General features: G+C 48.2%; 17 protein-coding genes. 13 read left to right on the top strand and 4 right to left on the bottom strand.

Features of this window, described 5'->3' with window-relative positions; genetic code table 11:
- Window positions 1-37: 37 nt before the first annotated feature.
- Window positions 38-940 (bottom strand): isocitrate lyase/PEP mutase family protein, encoded by a 903-nt coding sequence (locus ACOI06_RS01020; RefSeq protein WP_420660578.1) that lies wholly within the window; start codon window positions 938-940, stop codon window positions 38-40.
- A 172-nt stretch (window positions 941-1,112) separates the two neighbouring features.
- The gene (speE, locus tag ACOI06_RS01015; RefSeq protein WP_420660577.1) at window positions 1,113-2,375 is read right to left on the bottom strand and encodes a polyamine aminopropyltransferase; all 1,263 of its coding nucleotides are present in this window, start codon (window positions 2,373-2,375) and stop codon (window positions 1,113-1,115) included.
- Between the two features lie 620 nt (window positions 2,376-2,995).
- On the opposite strand from speE, the gene ACOI06_RS01010 reads away from it, so the two are divergent.
- From ACOI06_RS01010 to ACOI06_RS01000, 3 genes are read left to right on the top strand one after another with little or no spacing between them, the layout of a single operon-like run.
- Window positions 2,996-4,006, top strand: a complete 1,011-nt coding sequence (locus ACOI06_RS01010; protein ID WP_420660576.1) for a Bug family tripartite tricarboxylate transporter substrate binding protein — start codon at window positions 2,996-2,998, stop codon at window positions 4,004-4,006.
- A gap of 33 nt (window positions 4,007-4,039) precedes the next feature.
- Complete coding sequence (locus ACOI06_RS01005) at window positions 4,040-4,543, top strand: tripartite tricarboxylate transporter TctB family protein (RefSeq protein ID WP_420660575.1); 504 nt, start codon at window positions 4,040-4,042, stop codon at window positions 4,541-4,543.
- Window positions 4,544-4,558: 15 nt separating this feature from the next.
- Window positions 4,559-6,064 (top strand): tripartite tricarboxylate transporter permease, encoded by a 1,506-nt coding sequence (locus tag ACOI06_RS01000; RefSeq protein WP_420660574.1) that lies wholly within the window; start codon window positions 4,559-4,561, stop codon window positions 6,062-6,064.
- A 129-nt stretch (window positions 6,065-6,193) separates the two neighbouring features.
- Here the strand turns inward: ACOI06_RS01000 and ACOI06_RS00995 are convergent, their stop codons facing one another.
- Window positions 6,194-7,009 (bottom strand): 2-keto-4-pentenoate hydratase, encoded by an 816-nt coding sequence (locus ACOI06_RS00995; protein WP_420660573.1) that lies wholly within the window; start codon window positions 7,007-7,009, stop codon window positions 6,194-6,196.
- Window positions 7,010-7,178: 169 nt separating this feature from the next.
- On the opposite strand from ACOI06_RS00995, the gene ACOI06_RS00990 reads away from it, so the two are divergent.
- A complete protein-coding gene (locus ACOI06_RS00990) occupies window positions 7,179-7,973 on the top strand; it encodes an SDR family NAD(P)-dependent oxidoreductase (protein WP_420660572.1) in 795 nt (264 codons plus the stop codon).
- Between the two features lie 107 nt (window positions 7,974-8,080).
- Here ACOI06_RS00990 and ACOI06_RS00985 read toward each other — a convergent pair whose 3' ends face one another.
- Window positions 8,081-8,317, bottom strand: coding sequence for a YdcH family protein (locus ACOI06_RS00985; protein WP_420660571.1), 237 nt, complete (start codon window positions 8,315-8,317; stop codon window positions 8,081-8,083).
- Window positions 8,318-8,690: 373 nt separating this feature from the next.
- Here ACOI06_RS00985 and thrS point away from each other — a divergent pair, with 373 nt between their 5' ends.
- The 9 genes from thrS (at window position 8,691) to ACOI06_RS00940 (ending at window position 18,777) form a co-directional block, all read left to right on the top strand.
- Complete coding sequence (gene thrS, locus ACOI06_RS00980) at window positions 8,691-10,637, top strand: threonine--tRNA ligase (protein WP_420660570.1); 1,947 nt, start codon at window positions 8,691-8,693, stop codon at window positions 10,635-10,637.
- 68 nt (window positions 10,638-10,705) lie between these two features.
- A complete protein-coding gene (gene infC / locus ACOI06_RS00975; protein WP_420660725.1) occupies window positions 10,706-11,257 on the top strand; it encodes a translation initiation factor IF-3 in 552 nt (183 codons plus the stop codon).
- A gap of 86 nt (window positions 11,258-11,343) precedes the next feature.
- Entirely contained in the window at window positions 11,344-12,315 is a 972-nt protein-coding gene (gene gshB, locus ACOI06_RS00970) for a glutathione synthase (protein ID WP_420660723.1), read from the top strand.
- 7 nt (window positions 12,316-12,322) lie between these two features.
- Window positions 12,323-12,745, top strand: a complete 423-nt coding sequence (locus tag ACOI06_RS00965; protein ID WP_420660568.1) for a PTS sugar transporter subunit IIA — start codon at window positions 12,323-12,325, stop codon at window positions 12,743-12,745.
- A gap of 48 nt (window positions 12,746-12,793) precedes the next feature.
- Window positions 12,794-13,063 (top strand): HPr family phosphocarrier protein, encoded by a 270-nt coding sequence (locus ACOI06_RS00960; protein ID WP_420660566.1) that lies wholly within the window; start codon window positions 12,794-12,796, stop codon window positions 13,061-13,063.
- Window positions 13,064-13,146: 83 nt separating this feature from the next.
- Window positions 13,147-14,841, top strand: coding sequence for a phosphoenolpyruvate--protein phosphotransferase (gene ptsP, locus ACOI06_RS00955; protein WP_420660722.1), 1,695 nt, complete (start codon window positions 13,147-13,149; stop codon window positions 14,839-14,841).
- A gap of 383 nt (window positions 14,842-15,224) precedes the next feature.
- Window positions 15,225-16,616 carry a glutamate decarboxylase gene (locus ACOI06_RS00950; protein ID WP_420660565.1) on the top strand — a complete coding sequence of 464 codons (1,392 nt, stop codon included), beginning with the start codon at window positions 15,225-15,227 and terminating at the stop codon, window positions 16,614-16,616.
- Between the two features lie 123 nt (window positions 16,617-16,739).
- A complete protein-coding gene (gadC, locus tag ACOI06_RS00945) occupies window positions 16,740-18,344 on the top strand; it encodes a glutamate:gamma-aminobutyrate antiporter (protein ID WP_420660564.1) in 1,605 nt (534 codons plus the stop codon).
- Window positions 18,345-18,519: 175 nt separating this feature from the next.
- The gene (locus ACOI06_RS00940; protein WP_420660563.1) at window positions 18,520-18,777 is read left to right on the top strand and encodes an accessory factor UbiK family protein; all 258 of its coding nucleotides are present in this window, start codon (window positions 18,520-18,522) and stop codon (window positions 18,775-18,777) included.
- Window positions 18,778-18,780 lie beyond the last annotated feature (3 nt).

Genomic DNA, 18,780 nt, shown 5'->3' with positions numbered 1-18,780 from the left:
AGTCGATGGTCACAGTAATTGGGTGGTTAACCAAAGCTTATTGATTGTCATCCGTGTGAAGGTTGTCTGTTGTAGCGACCTTCACACTGTCAAACAAAGCATGCAAGTCAGCAGCACTCGGCGTATTGGCAAAGCCACCAAACGAACCCAGTGTGCCAATTTCTCGAGCTGCTTCCAAAAAGCCTTTCCAGGCAGCGCGTGCCAATGCACCACCCACACTGATGCGTCTAACGCCCATATCTTTTAAATCTTGAACTGTCAGATCTGTTTCCCATCCAATCAGAACATTCACGGGAGTCGGGGCAACGGCCTGAACAACGGTTTGAATTTGCTCTCGCGTGCGCAAGCCCGGTGCATACACGCAGTCAGCACCCGCATTGGCATAGTGTTTCAGACGCAAAATTACATCGTCCAAATTCGGATCGCCACTAAAAAAGTTTTCTGCACGACCCACAAGCAAGGTTTTGGTGCCGGCTTGCTCAATGACGTTTCTGGCCCATTCAATGCGTCTAGCTGCTTCATCAGGGCTGCGTAACGGCAATTGTCCTGGATGCAATGAGTCTTCCAATGAAAAACCCGCGATGCCGGTTTGAATTAAAGCCTTGATGTGATTTCTTAAAGTCCGTTCGTCCTCGGCAAATCCGTTCTCAAAATCCACATTGACTGGAATATTCACAGCGCGCGCGAGCTCCTCTGCATTGCGAAGCACATCGGCCAAATTCAGGTTTCCATCGCTTTGTCCGTACGACCAGGCAAGACCCGCGCCTGAACTGCCAATCGCCTGAAACCCCAATGCTTCAAGAAGCCGTGCACTCCCAGCATCCCAGGCATTGGGCATCACAAAACAGCCCTGTGCATGTAAGGCGTGAAATATTGCTATTTTGCTTTGTACGTTTGCTTTAGGAGAAGTCTGTGCGTCTGGCTGATGGGTCTGGTTCATCCGGCATCCTTTTTGATCGCCGCAACATCGCAGCGGTTAATTGAATGCAGTGTACGCTTTGGCCTAGAAGTGCTGTTGAAAACACCCGGTGGTGTGAGGACTCACACACAGCCGGGTGTTGGATCTGTCAGACATTCGTCAGCGACTATCGAGCATTTTTGAAACTAGTTTTTTATGTGTTGTCGACCAATTGCAGATAGTACGTGGGCAAAGCAAACAAGGCGCCGTGGACGTCACGGTTGTAGTACTGCAAGCCACTCACTTGCCTTTCATCCAGACGAGCTTGGACGGTTTGTGCATCAATGGCCAGTGGATTTAACTCGTTACTGACAACGGCCATCGCCCAGTAGGCGCCATACAGCGGAATGTGCAATCCGTAAGCATGCACATTTTGAAAGACTGACTTCAAGGTACCCGACATGTGACGAATCTGATCTGGTTCATAAAAAGGTGCGCCCAGATGCAAGACAATCGCACCGCCTGGGCTCAGAACACGTCGGCAGGCTTGAAAAAATGCTTGCGTATATAAAGGCCCAGCTGGTGTTTCAGGATCTGTCAGATCTAGATAAATGAGATCAAATTTCTGATTTGTTTCTTCAATGAATTTTGCACCATCAGCGACATGTATTTGTGCGCGTGGATCGTCAAAAGCACCCCGATGGATGTTTTGTAGATGTTCACGTGAAACATCTATGACGGCTTGATCCAGGTCGACCAAAGTCACAGACTCCAATGGGTGCTTTAACAGCTCTTCGAGTGCACCGCCATCACCACCGCCAAGAATTAAAGCATGTTTGGGTTTAGGGTGCGCCATGGCTGCGGGATGAATGAGTGATTCGTGATAGAAAAACTCATCTTTTTCTGAAGTCATCAAGCAACCATCAAGGCGCAGGGTTTTACCCAAATCGTCTGAATCGTACAGTTCAAGATACTGAAAATCTGTCTGAAGTTCGAGTAAGCGCTTTGAAAACCGAAATCCGTAAAAGCTGCTGGGATTAATGTCTTCGAGAAGTAAATCGTCGTGACCATTAATCACCGACAGATGAGCGGGAGCTGGGCCGTCGGCTGCGCCACGCCAGAGGCGGTTGTGTTGCGTTTGCGCAGGTTTAAAAGCTGCTTCAAGTGCGTTGACTAAAAAGAGAGGCTTTTCTGAGTTGTCTGACTCAAAGTTACACACATAGACGTCTAGGGTCACGGCGTTGCGTTCAGGCCAAGTGTGGACCGCAAGGTGTGATTCAGCCAGCAACAGCATGCCCGTGACACCACCGGGTTGGCCTTGATAATCAGGAAACGTGTGCCATTTTTCTGCCACGAGCGTCAGGCCGCTGGCCAGCGTTTTTTCCCGACACAGATCAGCAAGCGCATGCGCATCGGTTAAGAGGGATGCATCGCCAGCGCATTCGTAAAGATCAGCAGTCAGGTGCAAACCTTGCATGTGTGTTCTCCAAATAGAAATACCGGCATTTGCTTGCAACGGAATGGATTGCAAACAAAACCGTATACCCGTGCTTAAAAAGCACAGCATCACAGTGAATCAAAAGGGTGGGTGCGTTTGCGATGCCGACCGTTTGTTGTGAGGACACGGACAAAACGGGTGACAGACCTTTTGGGCAATACCGTTTTTTTTCGATATTGCATGTGCATCACGATGGATACTAGGTCATCCGGACAACGTTGTCTGAGTTGGTTTTAGCGATCTGAGCTTGTTGGAAAATAGCACTTCAGTTGAAAGCTATAACCGCGTAATGACATGACGCGCCGCAATTTTATATCAGTTCGTTTGAATAAAGTACTAATATTTTGTGAACCGAATCAAAACGTTGTTTATTTTCAATTGGACGCATTGTGATCAGATAAAAAGTGAGGCCTCACTTCGATCAATTGAGCGTTAATGGAGATTTAAAAGTCTTCTGCACCGATGTCTGTGCAATTGAAATCATCACTATTTTCCGGAAAATGTTATCTTTACAAAAGCTTGGTTGAGCAATGTCGACTCAGTCAGTTATTTGGTTTTTATGACACACACAAAGAAGTCCTGCACACGAGGAGATTTCAATGCAGAAAACATCATTACTAAAGCGATTGACCCAATGGGGTGCAATCGGTGCCGTGGCCGCATCCGCTTTTGCGATGCAAGCCCCTGCCGTGGCGGCTGACAACTGGCCCTCACAGCCTGTGAACTTTATCGTAGGTTTTGGGACGGGTGGTAGTGCAGACCGCATGGCCCGTTTACTGTCCCAATACATGAGCCCAGAATTGGGTCAACCAATCGTAGTTGTCAACCGTCCGGGTGCAGGGGGGCAATTGGCTGCCACCCAAATGCTCGCTCAAGGCGATGATGGCCACACAATCTTGGCAACCGCCATTTCCCCTTATTTGGCCAATACCATCGTTCACACCGGTGCAAATTATGACATTGATGATTTTGCATTTGTGAACGGTCAGTGGTTCGACTACGACTTAGTTGCCATTCATAAAGACCGTCCATTTCAAGATCTCCCTTCATTCTTAGAGTCCGTTAAAGCCAATCCAGGCAAACATAGCGTCAGTGTCGTGCCCAACTCATCCGGTCATATCACGACGTATTTGCTCTTGGAAGCCGCTGGCATCCCCGCAGAAAACTTAAACGTCGTGACCTATGAAAGTGGTGGTCAAGCACGCTCAGCCGTTGCAGGTGGTCAAGTCGATCTGACCATTATTTCTGCAGAAGGCAGTGAAGGGATTCGTGACATGATTCGTCCTTTGGCGATTGTGCGTGACGAAGCACTCGAAAGCTGGGATGCTCCTGCTGTCAACGATGCACTCAAACCCATGGGCATTGAATTGCCACTCTTGAACGGTTCGATTCGTGGCATTGCCACATCGGCCAAATTCAAAGAGAAGCACCCAGAGCGCTTTGACAAGCTGACCCAAGCCTATGAGAAAGCTCTGCAAAACCAAGAGTTCCGTGATCAGCTGCAAAAGCTCAACATCGGTGCTGAGTGGGTGGGTCCTGAATCCATTACGCAAACGGTTCAGCGCAACTACGACATTATTAAGAAATACAAAGATTTGATCGAGAAGTAAATCAGCGTTTAATAATGTAAAAAAGGATCAGGTATGACACAGAAGAACTGGCTTAAACGTGTGGACTGGGGGCATGTCATTGTTGTGCTTGCCTTAAGCGCTGGCATTGCGCTCTATCTAACCGATACGATCAATGCCTCCAAAAGGCTCGGTAATCTCGTTTTTATTCTGCCAGCATCGATTCTGGGCCTGATCCTTTGCTTATTGGTTTTATTGAGTATTTTTAGAGATGCGCTGCGATCGGGCGCGGCTGCGGCTTCTGGCGAGTCAGCCACATCGGCTGACGAGTCCAGCAAAGAGACGTTTTACGAGCGCGTACGACCTTTACTTATGATGGTTTTATTTGCCATCTATGTGTTACTCATGCCGGTTCTGGGCATGGATCTGGCCTCTGTGCTTTTTATGATCGTGGCTTTAATTTTGAATGGTGAACGTCACCCAGGCATGGTGATCGGATTCTCAGTAGTTTTTGCGTTATTGGCGACACTGATCTTTAAGTGGATCCTGCCATACCCCATGCATACACTGTTTCTATAAAGGAAAGGCGTCGCTATGTTTGATTTCGCATCTATTTTTGATGGTCTGAGTCTGCTGACCGATTCCTGGCACCCATGGTCGCTGGTGATACCCGGTTTGATCATTGGCCTAGTGATGGGTGTCATCCCAGGCATGCAGACCAGTATGGCGATGGCCATCTTTTTGCCACTGACCTTTACATTAGATTTCTTAACCGCCATTTTATTTCTGACGGCCATTTTTACGGGCGGTATGTTTGGTGGTGGCATTACAGCCATTCTGATGAATATCCCAGGGACGTCTTCGGCTGTAGCCACAACCTTTGATGGTTATCCGATGACCAAAAAAGGCTTACACAACGAAGCACTAGGTATTTCTCTGGTGGCTTCATGTATCGGTGCATTCATCGGATACCTAATTCTAATGTTGCTGATTCAGCCACTGACCGGGATCGTGCTCGGACTGGGGCCGACAGAAATGTTTGTCGTCATTCTCTGGGGTATGACCTTAATTGCCACGCTCAGTGGTGACTATATGCTGCGCAGTCTGATGATTGGTGTAGTGGGTTTGCTCGTTGGTACGATTGGAATGAGCGCAACTGGTGTCATCCGAGGCACGTTTGACAATCCTCATTTGCTTGACGGTGTAGCCATTATTCCTGCCATGATCGGGATGTTTGCGGCCTCTGAACTTTTTTCAGTCCCGAAAGAGGACGCCGGTGCAGACAAACAATTCAAATTAGTCAATATTCGTGCCGTGATGCGCGGCGGACTTCAAGCTTTGAAGATGCCTGGATTGATTATTCGCGGCAGTTTGTTTGGAACATTAATTGGCGCGATTCCAGGGATTGGTTCCTCTGTGGCGAACCTCGTGTCTTATGGTGATGCAAAACGACGCAGTCAAGATCCCGATTCTTTTGGGCAAGGGAATCCAGCGGGTGTGGCGGCTTCAGAATCTGCTAACAGCAGTTCAGAAGGCGGTGGTATGGTCAGTTTGTTTGCACTGGGGATTCCAGGCGGAGCGGGAACTGCGATTCTTTTAGCTGCGTTTAGTGTGCACAACGTCACCGGCGGACCACGCTTTATGGCCGAACACGCGGATGTGATTTATGCCATTATCATTGCAAACTTGGCACAGGCTTTACTGTTACTAGTGGTTGGAGTTTTTCTGCTACCGATGATGGCTTCGATCGTGCGTGTCCCACGCAGTGTGCTTGGGCCCTCGGTCATTGTGCTAGCCACTTTTGGGAGCTACGGCATTACGGGTGATATGGTCGGTCCCATTACTTTGGTGATTTTTTCGGCGATCGGTTGGGTTTTACGTAAATACCATTACTCAGTCGCAGCTGCAGTGATTGGAATGTTGCTGGGAGGCATGGCAGAGTCTGAGCTCTTGCGTAGTGTGCAAATCAGTGGTGCGAAGTTCTCATTCCTGCTGGGACGCCCGATCACTTTGAGTCTGCTCGGTCTTTTGGTGCTTTCAGTCATCTGGCCGATTGTGCGCAAGCGCTGGAAAAACAAAAAACTCGCAGCACAAGCCTAGATAATCACATCATTCGATTATTTAGAGTTTAACGGGCTCTATCAAAGAGCCCGTCTTGGTTTTAATCTAACCTTTCAATCTCGTACTTCGAGTGTATCTATCCGATACTTTTCCTGTAAAGATCAATTGTTAGCTGCTTGAATCCGGTAATCGTAAGATCAGTGTTTCTAAGCCTTCATATCTGACTTCTAAGTCATCATTGGGACGCCCACGGCTCAGAATATTACAAGATCCAGAGCTGATGAGGTCACCAGCGCTGAGTTGCTTGCCCAGCTTGGATAAATGGTTTGCCAGCCAGACAACTGGATTCAGTGGATGGCCCATGACATCATTTGAATGGCCTTGCGCAGCGAGCTTTTGATCTCTGTATAAAGACACAGTCACGCCATTTTCTAACACATCTTGCCAGTTTTGAATGGATTGACCGATGACATACTGGCCAGCAGCAAAACCGTCCGCCATGATGTGCCAAGGTGAGGGCAGGTGCTTGTGATGAAAACGACACTGTGCAATCTCAATACAGGGATAAACCGCTTCAATAGCTTGTACAACCTCTTTGGGTGAGTATTTTGTCGATCGGCTAGGTAAGTCTTGTGCGAGTTTGAACGCGAACTCACATTCAATAATAGGATCCAGTAATGTCTCAAAAGGCACGGTTGCTGGACTTGTCATCAGATCGCGCTGGTATGTAATACCAAAGACAGGGTGTTCTGTGCGCAATTGTTTTTGTAGAGCAGGGTTGGTGGCGGCAATTTTCCAGCCTAAGCGTGGCCAATTGAGTCTCTTATCGACAGCAAACATGGTTTGAATAGCCTGTGCTTCACTGCGTAAATCCCATTCAGGCGACAGGGTGGTGAGCTGTTTGTTGTCGAATCGGGCTTGAGCCAATGCGTGTGCAAGTGCCAGATTGGCTTGGGCGGGCGTCTCGATTGAATGTATCGTCATGATTTATTTATGCGTGTTGGATTGAGATCGATTGGATTCTGAAGAGCATAGCGGCTTGGCGCACTTTGTGAATAAAAGCTGATGTTTTTCCACACAACGCTCGTGGTGTGTATACTTTTTGCGGCGCTGCAGGTGTGCAGCTAATAAAATCATTTTGGAAGAAAAACACATGCAGTTAGAAAATAGTGTGGCCCTAATTACAGGTGCAGCCAGCGGCATTGGTAAAGCAACCGCAAAAGTCCTATCCAGCCGAGGCGTGCGCATTGCGCTGGTGGACCGTGACTTGGAACAGCTCAAACAAGTTCAGTCTGAAATTGAAGCAGCCGATGGCGAATGCATCACAATTACTGCCGATGTAACCTCTGAAGAAGAAACCATCGCTTTTGTTGAAAAAACAGTTGAAACATTTGGACAGTTAAACATTGCCGTGACCTGTGCCGGCATTATCCGTGACGGCACATTGCTGAGCCGTGATCGTGAAACCGGTAAAGTGTCTAAAAAGCTGAGCATGGACAAATGGCAGCCTGTGATTGATGTCAACCTAACAGGCTCATTTCTGACTTTGCGTGAAGCGGCTGCAGCCATGACTGATGGCGGCTGGCCAGGTCTGTTGGTACCAATTTCGTCAGTGAACAAAATTGGTCAAGTCGGACAGCTGAACTATTCAGCTGCAAAAGCTGCGCTTGAGCGTTTCCCAAAAATCATCGTGGGTGAATTGTTGTTGCGCAAGATTCGCAATATTCGTTGCGTTGGAATCGCCCCCGGTTATACAGAAACTCAAATTCTGATGGGTATGAATCAAGATGCTTTACAGGCTATTTTGAAAGACGTGCATTTGGATCGTCTGATTAAGCCTGAAGAAATTGCTGACATGATTGCTTATTGTGCAGAGAACGAAGCTTTGAACGCCACCACCATTGAGATTACGGGCGGGCTGTGCTTCCCGGGCAATATTGCGAAGTAAATTAAATTATTTGTCTGAATTGAATGAATCGTCAGACTGATTACTTAGTCGATGATCTGTAGTAAAAAGGCACTCAACGAGATATTCAGTGAGTGCCTTTTTTGCGTTTAAGCTTCTGAGCCTTTTTCTTGGGCTTCGTGTTGCTTTAACACTTCCCAGATTTGATCTTTGAGCAATAACTTTTCTTTTTTCAGTCGCTCGATTTCTTCTGGCGCAGCGGGGATGATGCCATCTTCCATATTCAGAATTTTGTGATCCAGCTCATGGTGCTTTTCAAAGAGTCTGGTGAAACGCATATCTTTGTTTTTTAGGCGGGTAATCAGATCGCGATACTCAGGGAACATAGTCTCTCCTGTTAATGATAAAGACGTCGACTGAGCGACGGTTCAAAAGGGCACTTCAAATATTCTGGTGCAGTCTATGCCTGACCATCTTGACGAACGATTGTCGGGTCTCATAAAAACCGCTTTTCACTATTTACTATTTTACTAGTTGTTCGCTTTAATTTGAGTTCGACGCGCGTTGGCCACAACAAAATCACAAAACTCCTAATTGTCTTTTGAAAAACCCCTGAATTGACTGGCCAAAGTGTTAAACTGAGGGTTTAGTGCGGTATCGTGGGTGATAAACGTGATATTGATGTCAGTCATTGGGTGTGAAATAGACACGTAACCACGAACGCAAATACGCAATAAAGATAAGGACGAGTTCGACAGCATGATCGTAATTACACTGCCAGATGGTTCGAGTCGAGAATTTGACTCTCCAGTTACCGTAGAAGAGGTTGCCCGGGGGATTGGAGCCGGGTTGGCAAAAGCAGCACTGGCAGGTCGTCTGACAGACACAGAAGGTCAGACAAAGCTTGTTGATACAAGCTATCAGATCAAGGACAGCACTCAGCTGGCCATAGTGACCGCAAAAGATCCCGATGGGTTAGACATTATTCGTCACTCCACGGCTCACTTGATGGCCTATGCCGTGCAGTCACTGTTTCCCGATGCGCAGGTTACGATTGGTCCCGTGATCAACAACGGCTTTTATTACGACTTTGCCTACGATCGTCCATTTACCCCTGAAGATCTGAAAGCCATTGAAAACAAAATGGCTGAGTTGGCTGCCAAAGATGAAGTGGTGGTACGTGAAGAATGGGCTCGCAACGATGCAGTCGACTTCTTTCGCAGTATTGGCGAAGAATATAAAGCAGAGATCATCGCAGCCATTCCTGAAGATCAGGTCATTAGCTTGTACCGTGAAGGTGACTTTATTGACTTGTGTCGCGGCCCTCACGTGCCCAGCACTGGCAAGCTGAAAGTTTTTAAGCTCATGAGCGTGGCCGGTGCGTACTGGCGCGGAAATAGCGACAATGAAATGTTGCAGCGAATCTACGGCACCGCTTGGGCAACCAAGCAAGAGCAAGATGCTTATCTGCACATGTTGGAAGAAGCTGAAAAGCGCGATCACCGTCGTTTGGGCCGTGAGCTGAAACTCTTTCATTTTCAGGAAGAGGGGCCAGGCTTAGTGTTTTGGCATCCCAAAGGCTGGGCACTTTGGCAGCAAGTTGAGCAGTATATGCGCGCGGTTTACCGCGACAATGGTTATCAGGAAGTCAAAGCGCCACAGATTCTAGATATTGAACTCTGGAAAAAAACTGGGCACTGGGACAACTATCGTGAAAATATGTTCACGACCGAATCTGAAAATCGAATGTATGGCTTAAAACCCATGAACTGTCCGGGTCACGTGCAAATCTACAATGCCGGTTTGCACTCCTACCGAGATTTGCCTCTGCGTTTGGGTGAGTTTGGTCAGTGTCACCGCAATGAACCCTCAGGTTCACTGCACGGCATGATGCGTGTGCGTGGCTTTACACAAGATGATGGACACATCTTTTGTACTGAAGACCAGTTGCTTGAAGAATGCGCAGCCTTTACTCAACTGCTCAGAAAAGTCTATGAAGACTTTGGTTTTACCGAAGTGCTGTATAAAGTCGCGACTCGTCCAGAAAAACGCATTGGCAGCGATGAAAGCTGGGATAAGGCCGAAGCGGCGCTGATGCAAAGTTTGCAAGAATCAGGTTGTGAATTTGAAGTTACACCGGGCGAGGGCGCGTTCTACGGGCCGAAGATTGAATACACCCTGAAAGATGCGATTGGCCGTCACTGGCAGTGCGGAACCATTCAGGTGGACTTCTCGATGCCTGGGCGTCTTGGTGCAGAATATGTGGATGAACACGATCAGCGTAAAACGCCTGTGATGTTGCACCGTGCGATCTTAGGTTCTTTTGAACGCTTTATCGGCATTCTGCTCGAGCATCATGCAGGTGCCATGCCACCTTGGTTGGCTCCGATTCAGGCGGTCGTTTGCTGTATTTCTGAAGGATCAGCGGCTTACGCCAAAGAAGTGACTCAAAAGCTGCGTCAATCTGGTTTCCGTGTGGAAGCTGATTTGCGCGGTGAAAAGATTAATTACAAAGTCCGTGAGCACAGTCTGCAAAAAGTGCCTTACATCATCGTGGTTGGTGACAAAGAGCGCGATGCCGGTCTGGTGGCAGTTAGAGCCCGCGGAGGTGTCAATCATGGCAATATGACACTGGAAGATTTTAAGACGCGTTTGAATGAGGACGTGGCGCAACACCGTCAGGTGCTGGCACCCGAATCCAAATAATTTGAGCGCAAAACCCCTCACAGACTCATATTTAACAAGTCGTTGATTTGAATCGTGAATATTTTTAAATTGTTACAGGAGTTTTAGACATCGCAACTGAAAAGTCTCATCGCACCAATGATGAAATCCGCGTCCCAGAGGTGCGTTTAATCGGGCAAGACGGTGAACAGCTTGGTATCGTTAAAACGGCGCAAGCACTGCGCACCGCAGAAGAAGAGAACGTGGATCTGGTCGAAATTGCACCCAATGCGACACCACCGGTGTGCCGCTTGATGGACTATGGCAAGTTTCGATATCAGGAACAAAAACGTCAGGCTGAAGCCCGCGCCAAACAAAAAACCGTTCAGGTCAAGGAAGTTAAATTCCGCCCCGGAACGGATGAGGGTGACTATCAGGTGAAGTTGCGTAACGTGCGCCGCTTTCTGGAAGATGGTGATAAAGCCAAAATCACACTGCGTTTCCGTGGACGTGAGATGGCTCACCAGGAACTGGGAATGCGTGTGCTTGAACGCGTGCGTGACGATCTGGGTGAAACAGCAACGGTTGAGGCCATGCCTAAACTGGAAGGACGTCAGATGGTGATGGTGGTTGCACCTCGTAAGAAAGCAGCAACCGATTAAGTCTGACGCTTAGGCTACGCACCGTGTGGTTTAAATGGAATTCGATTTGAACCACACGGTCATTTTTGTGGATGATCGGAATTATGATGCACGTACTTTTTATTATTGATCCCATACACGAACTGGCTGCTTACAAAGACAGTTCAGTGGCCATGATGCGTGCACTCGTCGCGCGCGGACACTCGATCAGTGTGGCCGAAATGAGTGATCTGTTTATCGACGAAGGCACAGTACGTGTTCGCTATCAGGCGATTCGTCTGAACCTGTCCGCCGATTTACATGGTAAAGGCTGGTGGGAGAACTCCGGACATCCGCAAGAAATGGACTTATCGAGTTTCGGTGCTGTGGTGATGCGCAAAGATCCGCCGTTTGACATGGAATATGTCTATGCGACGCATCTGCTGGAATATGCGCAAGCACAGGGCGCCAAAGTATTCAACAGTGGCGCTGCGATTCGCAATCATCCAGAAAAACTCGCAATCACAGAATTTAGCCAATTCACAGCACCCACTTTGGTGAGTCGCGACATGGATCGCCTGCGTGCTTTCCATCAATTGCACGGTGATGTGGTTGTTAAACCCTTAGACGGTATGGGTGGATCAGGCGTATTTCGCTTATCGCCCAATGAGATGAACCGCAATGCCATTTTAGAGTTGCTGACCGACAATGGTCGTCGCACGATTATGGCGCAGCGTTACATCCCAGAAATTGTCGATGGCGATAAACGGATCTTGTTGATTGCTGGCGAACCTGTCCCTTATTCATTGGCCAGAATTCCGCTCGCCGGCGAAACCCGTGGCAACTTGGCTGCAGGTGGACGTGGTGTGGCACAGCCATTGACAGAGTCTGACTGGCATATTGCACGTAGTGTGGCACCGACTTTGGCGGCCCGCGGTTTGCTGCTGGTGGGGCTCGACGTCATTGGTGGCTATTTAACTGAAGTGAACGTCACCAGTCCAACTTGTTTTGTGGAAATTACAGAACAGACGGATTTTGATGTGGGCTTGCGCTTTGCCCAAGCCTTGGAACAAGCAACTGCCAAAGCACAAGAAGGTTGATATTGTGATGGCAGCTAAACGCAAATCGGTTGCACTGGTGATCGTTGCACATGTGCCTTTGGCTAGCGCACTTTTAGAGGTTGCCCAACACGTTCTGGGCACGGATGCGCCCGTGCACGCTATCGACATTGAGCCAGGCGCCTGTGCACAAGATTCCACACAATCTCTCTTGACCCGTCTTGAAACACTCAACGAAGGGGCAGGGGTGTTGTTAATGACTGATTTGCCGGGCGCATCGCCTAGCAATATCTGTGTCAGTGCGGCCCATGTCCTCAATCAGACGGAACCGACCTGTCAGGTCATTTCGGGTGTGAACCCAGCCATGGTCTTGCGAGCCATCAATTACCGTCATCAAGATTTAATGACATTGGCCGATCAATCGTTGCAGGGTGGTGTTCGCGCCATTCAGTCTCTGAACAGTCTGGCTTGATGTGAAGCACGATGATGCAGAATATAAAACTTAACCGGAAAAACTCCCATGGAATTTGTTGATATAGTTATCACCAATCGTTTGGGTTTACACGCTCGGGCAGCCGCCAAGCTCACGCAACTGGCTGGGAAATATGCCAGTGAGATTTTTATTTCTCGTGGTGAGCGTCGTGTGAACGCAAAAAGCATTATGGGTGTGATGATGCTGGCAGCCGGTCTAGGTTCTGAGGTTCGGATTGATGCGGATGGTCCTGATGCTGCTGAGGCACTGAATGCGATTGAAGCACTCTTTGAAGACAAGTTCGGTGAAGGTGAGTAATGGCCGCAGCAAGCATTCACACAGGGTCGGGTGATCTGGGGACGCAATCAACAACACCGATGATTTGTTTGTACGGGCGTGCTGTGGCCAGTGGCTATGCCATTGGACGAGCTGTGCTGATGGGTGCGGCTGCGCTTGAAGTGGCACACTATCGGGTTGCATCAGACGCCATTGATGTTGAAAAAAACCGGTTGATTTTGGCGTTAAATCAGGCCAGAGAAGATCTGGTTAGCCTGATTGATGATTTACCGGCCGACGCACCTCGTGAATTGGCCGCGTTGATGCAAGTGCACATGTTGCTTCTAGATGATCCGCTCTTGTCGGATGAAGCCTTATCCCTCATAGAGGAGCGACAATACAACGCAGAATGGGCACTGACCACGCAAGGGCAGTTGCTTGTCGAGCAGTTCAATGCCATGGAAGATGAATATCTGCGCGAACGTAGTGCGGATGTTCGACAAGTCGTTGAACGCATTTTGCATGCACTTTCAGGTAGCTCTGCCAAAAGCCGTTTGGATGACGTTTGTCAGTCTGATGAGCCACTCATTGTGGTCGCGCGTGACATCACCCCGGCCGACATGATTCGTTTACGTGATGCGCAATTTGCTGGGTATGTCACAGAACTCGGTGGACCCACTTCTCATACGGCGATTGTGGCACGCAGTATGGGTGTGCCAGCTGTTGTGGCAATGAGCAATGCCAGAACAGTGATTCGAGACGGTGACTATCTCATCTTAGATGGTCAACAAGGGGCGGTGATTGTCAATCCGCCACCCTTACAAAAAGCGCACTATGAAACGCTGGCAAAGCGTTATCAAGAAAAACGCGAAAAATTGCTCCAATTGCGCGATGTGCCTGCTCACACACTCGATGGTATCAACATCCAATTGATGGCTAACATTGAATTGCCCGATGAGGTCACTCTGGCATTAAGTCAGGGTGCTCAAGGGATTGGTTTGTTTCGTACCGAGTTCCTATTTATGGGCCGGCGAGATTTACCAGGTGAAGAAGAGCAGTTTCAGGCGTATCAGTCGGTGGTTAGACGCATGCAAGGCCTGCCCGTGACAATTCGCACGTTAGATGTCGGCGCAGATAAGTCCTTAGACGGTGAAGCCACGGTAGCCACCAACCCCGCCATGGGCCTGCGGGCAATCCGTTATTGTTTGGCTAATCCAGAATTATTTGCCACCCAGCTACGGGCAATTTTACGAGCGTCCGCTTTTGGTCATGTGCGTATTCTGATCCCAATGATCACCAACATGGCTGAAGCTCAAGCGACTTGTCAGATGATTAATACGGTACGCGATGAACTTAAAGCGCGAGGCGTTGCCGTCGGTGACAACATTGAATTTGGTGCGATGGTTGAAGTCCCAGCTATGGCGATTGCCATCGAGCCGTTTGCAGAATTCTTTGATTTTTTGTCCATTGGAACTAACGACCTGATCCAGTACACGCTCGGAGTTGACCGTGGGGACTCTGATGTCTCGGATCTTTATGATCCTCTACATCCGGCTGTTTTACGGTTACTGGCGACTGTGATTAATGCAGGGCAACGACTCAATAAGCCAGTCTCAGTCTGCGGTGAAATGGCAGGGCATTCAGAGTTAACCCGTCTCTTACTGGGACTTGGGCTAACGCAATTTTCTATGCATCCAAGGCAATTGCTGGATGTTAAACAAGAGATCCTCAAAGCGCACACCAATGCGCTCAGAGCTCGACTGGCTGTGGTTCTCAACCAAGCACAATCCATTGATCCAGATTATCTACTGGGCCTATAAATCACTTCAAATAGGCACAGTTTGATTGTGTTCATTGGATTACTCATGACAATTCTTGACACAGTCGGTTCTTTCAAATATAAAACTAACTAAATTGATTTAAGTCAAATAAAGTGTGATTTAAAAAACGCGAATTTTGATTTAAAAATCAACCAATTTGCTGTAACTTATTGATTAAAATTATATTTTTTATATTTTCGTCTTTTCTCTGTTTTTTTATTTCAATTGATTCAATTGCTTTACAAAAGAATTTCTTATATTATGAGAAATCGATAGCTAAGTTTTATTATATATCATCAGGTGTAAAATTGCCACGCACTCAATACAGAAGAGTCTGTGTAAATAGGGTTTTTTGTAAGTGATGTTTTTTATGGAGATGGAATATGACAGGTAAAACCAAGTATTCGCCTAACGACGATATCTATGCATCCGTCGAACTGGCTGGCGTCATGCCAAAGTTTAAAATGCCTGCTAATGAGAGCAACCCACGTAACGTCTTTAGTGCCGTACGTGATGAATTGATGCTCGATGGCAATGCACGTCAAAACCTGGCCACATTTTGCCAGACATGGTTAGATGAAGAGATCAATGAATTGATGGCCATGTCCATCGATAAAAACATGATCGACAAAGACGAGTATCCGCAAACAGCAGAACTAGAAACTCGTTGTGTGGCCATGCTGGCTGACCTTTGGAATTCACCCGAAGCAGAAACAACACTCGGTTGCTCAACCACAGGTTCTTCAGAAGCCGCCATGCTAGGTGGTTTGGCCATGAAGTGGCGTTGGCGTGAAAAAATGAAAGCCGCTGGAAAACCCACTGATAAACCCAACCTAATCTGCGGTCCTGTGCAGATTTGCTGGCACAAATTCGCCCGTTACTTCGATGTGGAACTGCGTGAGATTCCAATGGAAGGCGATCGTCTGATCATGAACGCCGAAGAAGTACTCAAACGCGTTGATGAAAATACCATCGGCGTGGTTCCCACACTGGGCGTGACATTTACATGCGACTTTGAGCCCGTCAAAGAAGTGCACGATGCGCTCGATAAGCTGCAGCAAGAAACAGGTCTGGATATCCCCATCCACGTCGATGGCGCCAGTGGCGGCTTTTTGGCCCCGTTCTGCGCACCCGAACTCGAATGGGATTTCCGTCTGCCACGTGTGAAATCGATCAACACCTCCGGTCACAAGTTTGGTCTGGCACCGCTCGGCGTGGGTTGGGTTATTTGGCGCGAAGCCAAAGATCTGCCTGAAGACTTGATCTTTAACGTGAACTATCTGGGTGGCAACATGCCTACCTTTGCGCTGAACTTCTCCCGTCCTGGTGGTCAGATTATTTCGCAGTACTACAACTTCCTGCGTCTAGGCCGCGAAGGGTATGCCAAAGTTCACAACGCTTGTTATGCCACCGCACAGTACCTCTCCAAAGAGATCAGCGAGTTGGGACCTTTTGAGATGATTTTCTCAGGTGATCCACAAAAAGGGATTCCAGCTCTGGCATGGAAACTGAAAGAGGGCGCCAACATTGGTGGTTATACCCTGTATGACTTGGCAGATCGTCTGCGCAGTCGTGGCTGGCAAGTGCCTGCTTACTCACTGCCTGCAAACCGTGAAGATCTGGTGATTCAACGGATTCTGGTGCGTCACGGTGTGAGTCGTGACTTGGGTTCACTGCTGATTGACGACATGAAACGTGCCCTGAAATTCTTTGAGGATCACCCAATCACCAAGCCGATCACAGGCAAAACGGGTAGCGGCTTTAACCACGGTTAAGTCTTCACCCGACTTTAAGTAATCAACCGTGTAAGCCAACCGTCTTTGGGCGGTTGGCTTACCTCGTGGACCGCACAGTATCCGCACAGGATGCTGTCAGTCTGTTTCGTAAGGAGAAATCTGATGGCAACAACTCCAAGCCAGCCCGCCAAACAATTAAGCATGCTGGGATTTTTTGCGATCACCGCCTCGATGGTGATGGCTGTTTATGAATATCCGACTTTTGCGACATCTGGCTTTAGCTTGGTGTTCTTCCTGTTGGTTGCGGGTATTTTTTGGTTTATTCCAGTCGGTCTTTGTGCAGCCGAAATGGCGACCGTCGAAAGTTGGAACCAGGGTGGTGGTGTATTTACTTGGGTCGGCAATACACTCGGTGAGCGCTGGGGTTTTGCAGCCATCTTTTTTGTGTTTCTACAAATCTCGATTGGCTTTATTCCCATGCTGTACTTTGTGCTTGGATCCTTGTCATATATTCTGAATTGGCCAGCACTCAACACCGATGCGGGTACAAAAACGATTGCTGCATTGATCATTCTTTGGGTGCTTGCCTTTACGCAGTTTGGCGGAACCAAGTACACAGCGCGTTTAGCAAAAGCCGGGTTTTTTGGCGGCATTGCTTTCCCAGCCTTGGTGTTGGTGGGTTTAGCCATTCTCTATATTTCATCGGGTGACCATCACGTCGCCATTGAAATGAATGCCAACACCTTCTTTCCAGACTTCACAAAACTGGGCACGTTGGTGGTGTTTGTGGCTTTTATTTTGAGTTACATGGGTGCAGAGTCTTCGGCGACCCACGTCAACGAGATGAGTAATCCAGGTCGCAATTATCCCATGGCAATTATCCTCTTGCTGATTGTTGCTATTGTCTTGAGTTCCATTGGTGGGCTTGCCGTGGCTGCAGTGATCCCACATGCAGAAATCAATTTGTCAGCGGGTATTGTTCAAGCATATGAAGTACTGATGAAGACTTTGTTCCCAAAAGTTGAATGGTTTGTGCGTGTCTTGGTTGCGTTGCTGGTACTTGGTGCACTTGCAGAAATCGCTTCGTGGATTACCGGTCCTTCCCGTGGTCTGTTAGTCACAGCTCAGCAAGGTCTTTTGCCGCAAAAACTCGCTAAAGTCAACAAAGGGGGTGTTCCGGTTAACCTGGTCATTCTGCAGCTGATCATCACGTCAATTGCGATTGTCGTCTTTACGAACATGAGTGGTGGCGGTGGTAACCTGTCTTTCCTGATTGCCATGGCACTCACTGTGTTGTTGTATCTCGGTTCCTACTTCCTGCTGTTTATCGGTCACATTGCCATGGTGCGCAAACAAAAGGATCTAAACCATGTATTTAAGATCCCAGGTGGTACAGGTATGCGTTTGGCACTTCCCATCTCTGGCTTAACTCTGTCACTGGTCGCGTTTGTTGTGTCCTTTGTACCACCCGCTTTGCCAGGTGGTCACAGTACAGACAGCTACTTCATCACGCTGTTGGTGAGTTACATCATCGTGGCATCGATTCCGTTTATCGTCTACGCCATTCACAACAAGAAAGGCAAGATGACACACGTCACGCTCACGCCTATCACCACGGCCAATGCCCCTGAGGGCCACGCCATGATGAATCCGCGAGTGCGTCCAACCCATCTGATTACCGTTCACGATCAGCCCATGCCTATTGAAAAAGCACAAGCGATTGAAGCGGCAGCAGCCACAAAGGATGCGCCCAAAGTGACATCATAGTGATTCAGTGATTATTTGTTTTGTAGGTAGTACCGCAGTTCTAAAACGCCCCGAGAATTGACTTTGGGGCGTTTTCTTTAGCAAAGTTTCTGAGGATGTTTCCCTTAGGGATCTTGTGCAAGGCTGTTAGAATGCAATCATTGCAGCCTAATTGTGACAAAAGGAGTCAATCACCATGCAATCGAATCCTTGGTTTGAAGCTTTTCAGAAAAACGTCTCTGATTTAATTGCCCGCAGCCCAGCTGCCGATGTAGAACGTAACGTACGCGCCTTTATGACGCAATCCCTGAGTAAGCTCGATCTGGTGACCCGTGAGGAGTTTGATATTCAGGCCGATATGCTCCAAGTCGCGCTGACTAAAATCGATCAACTCGACAAACAGATTCAAGCGCTCGAACTGCGTGTGACCTCACTAGAAAACGCACGCGATTAAACT

The sequence above is a fragment of the Orrella sp. 11846 genome (assembly GCF_048820935.1).
In the GTDB taxonomy this organism is placed as follows: Bacteria; Pseudomonadota; Gammaproteobacteria; order Burkholderiales; family Burkholderiaceae_B; genus Algicoccus.
Note: the sequence above shows the minus strand (reverse complement) of the source record. Positions and strands in the feature narration are given on the sequence as shown.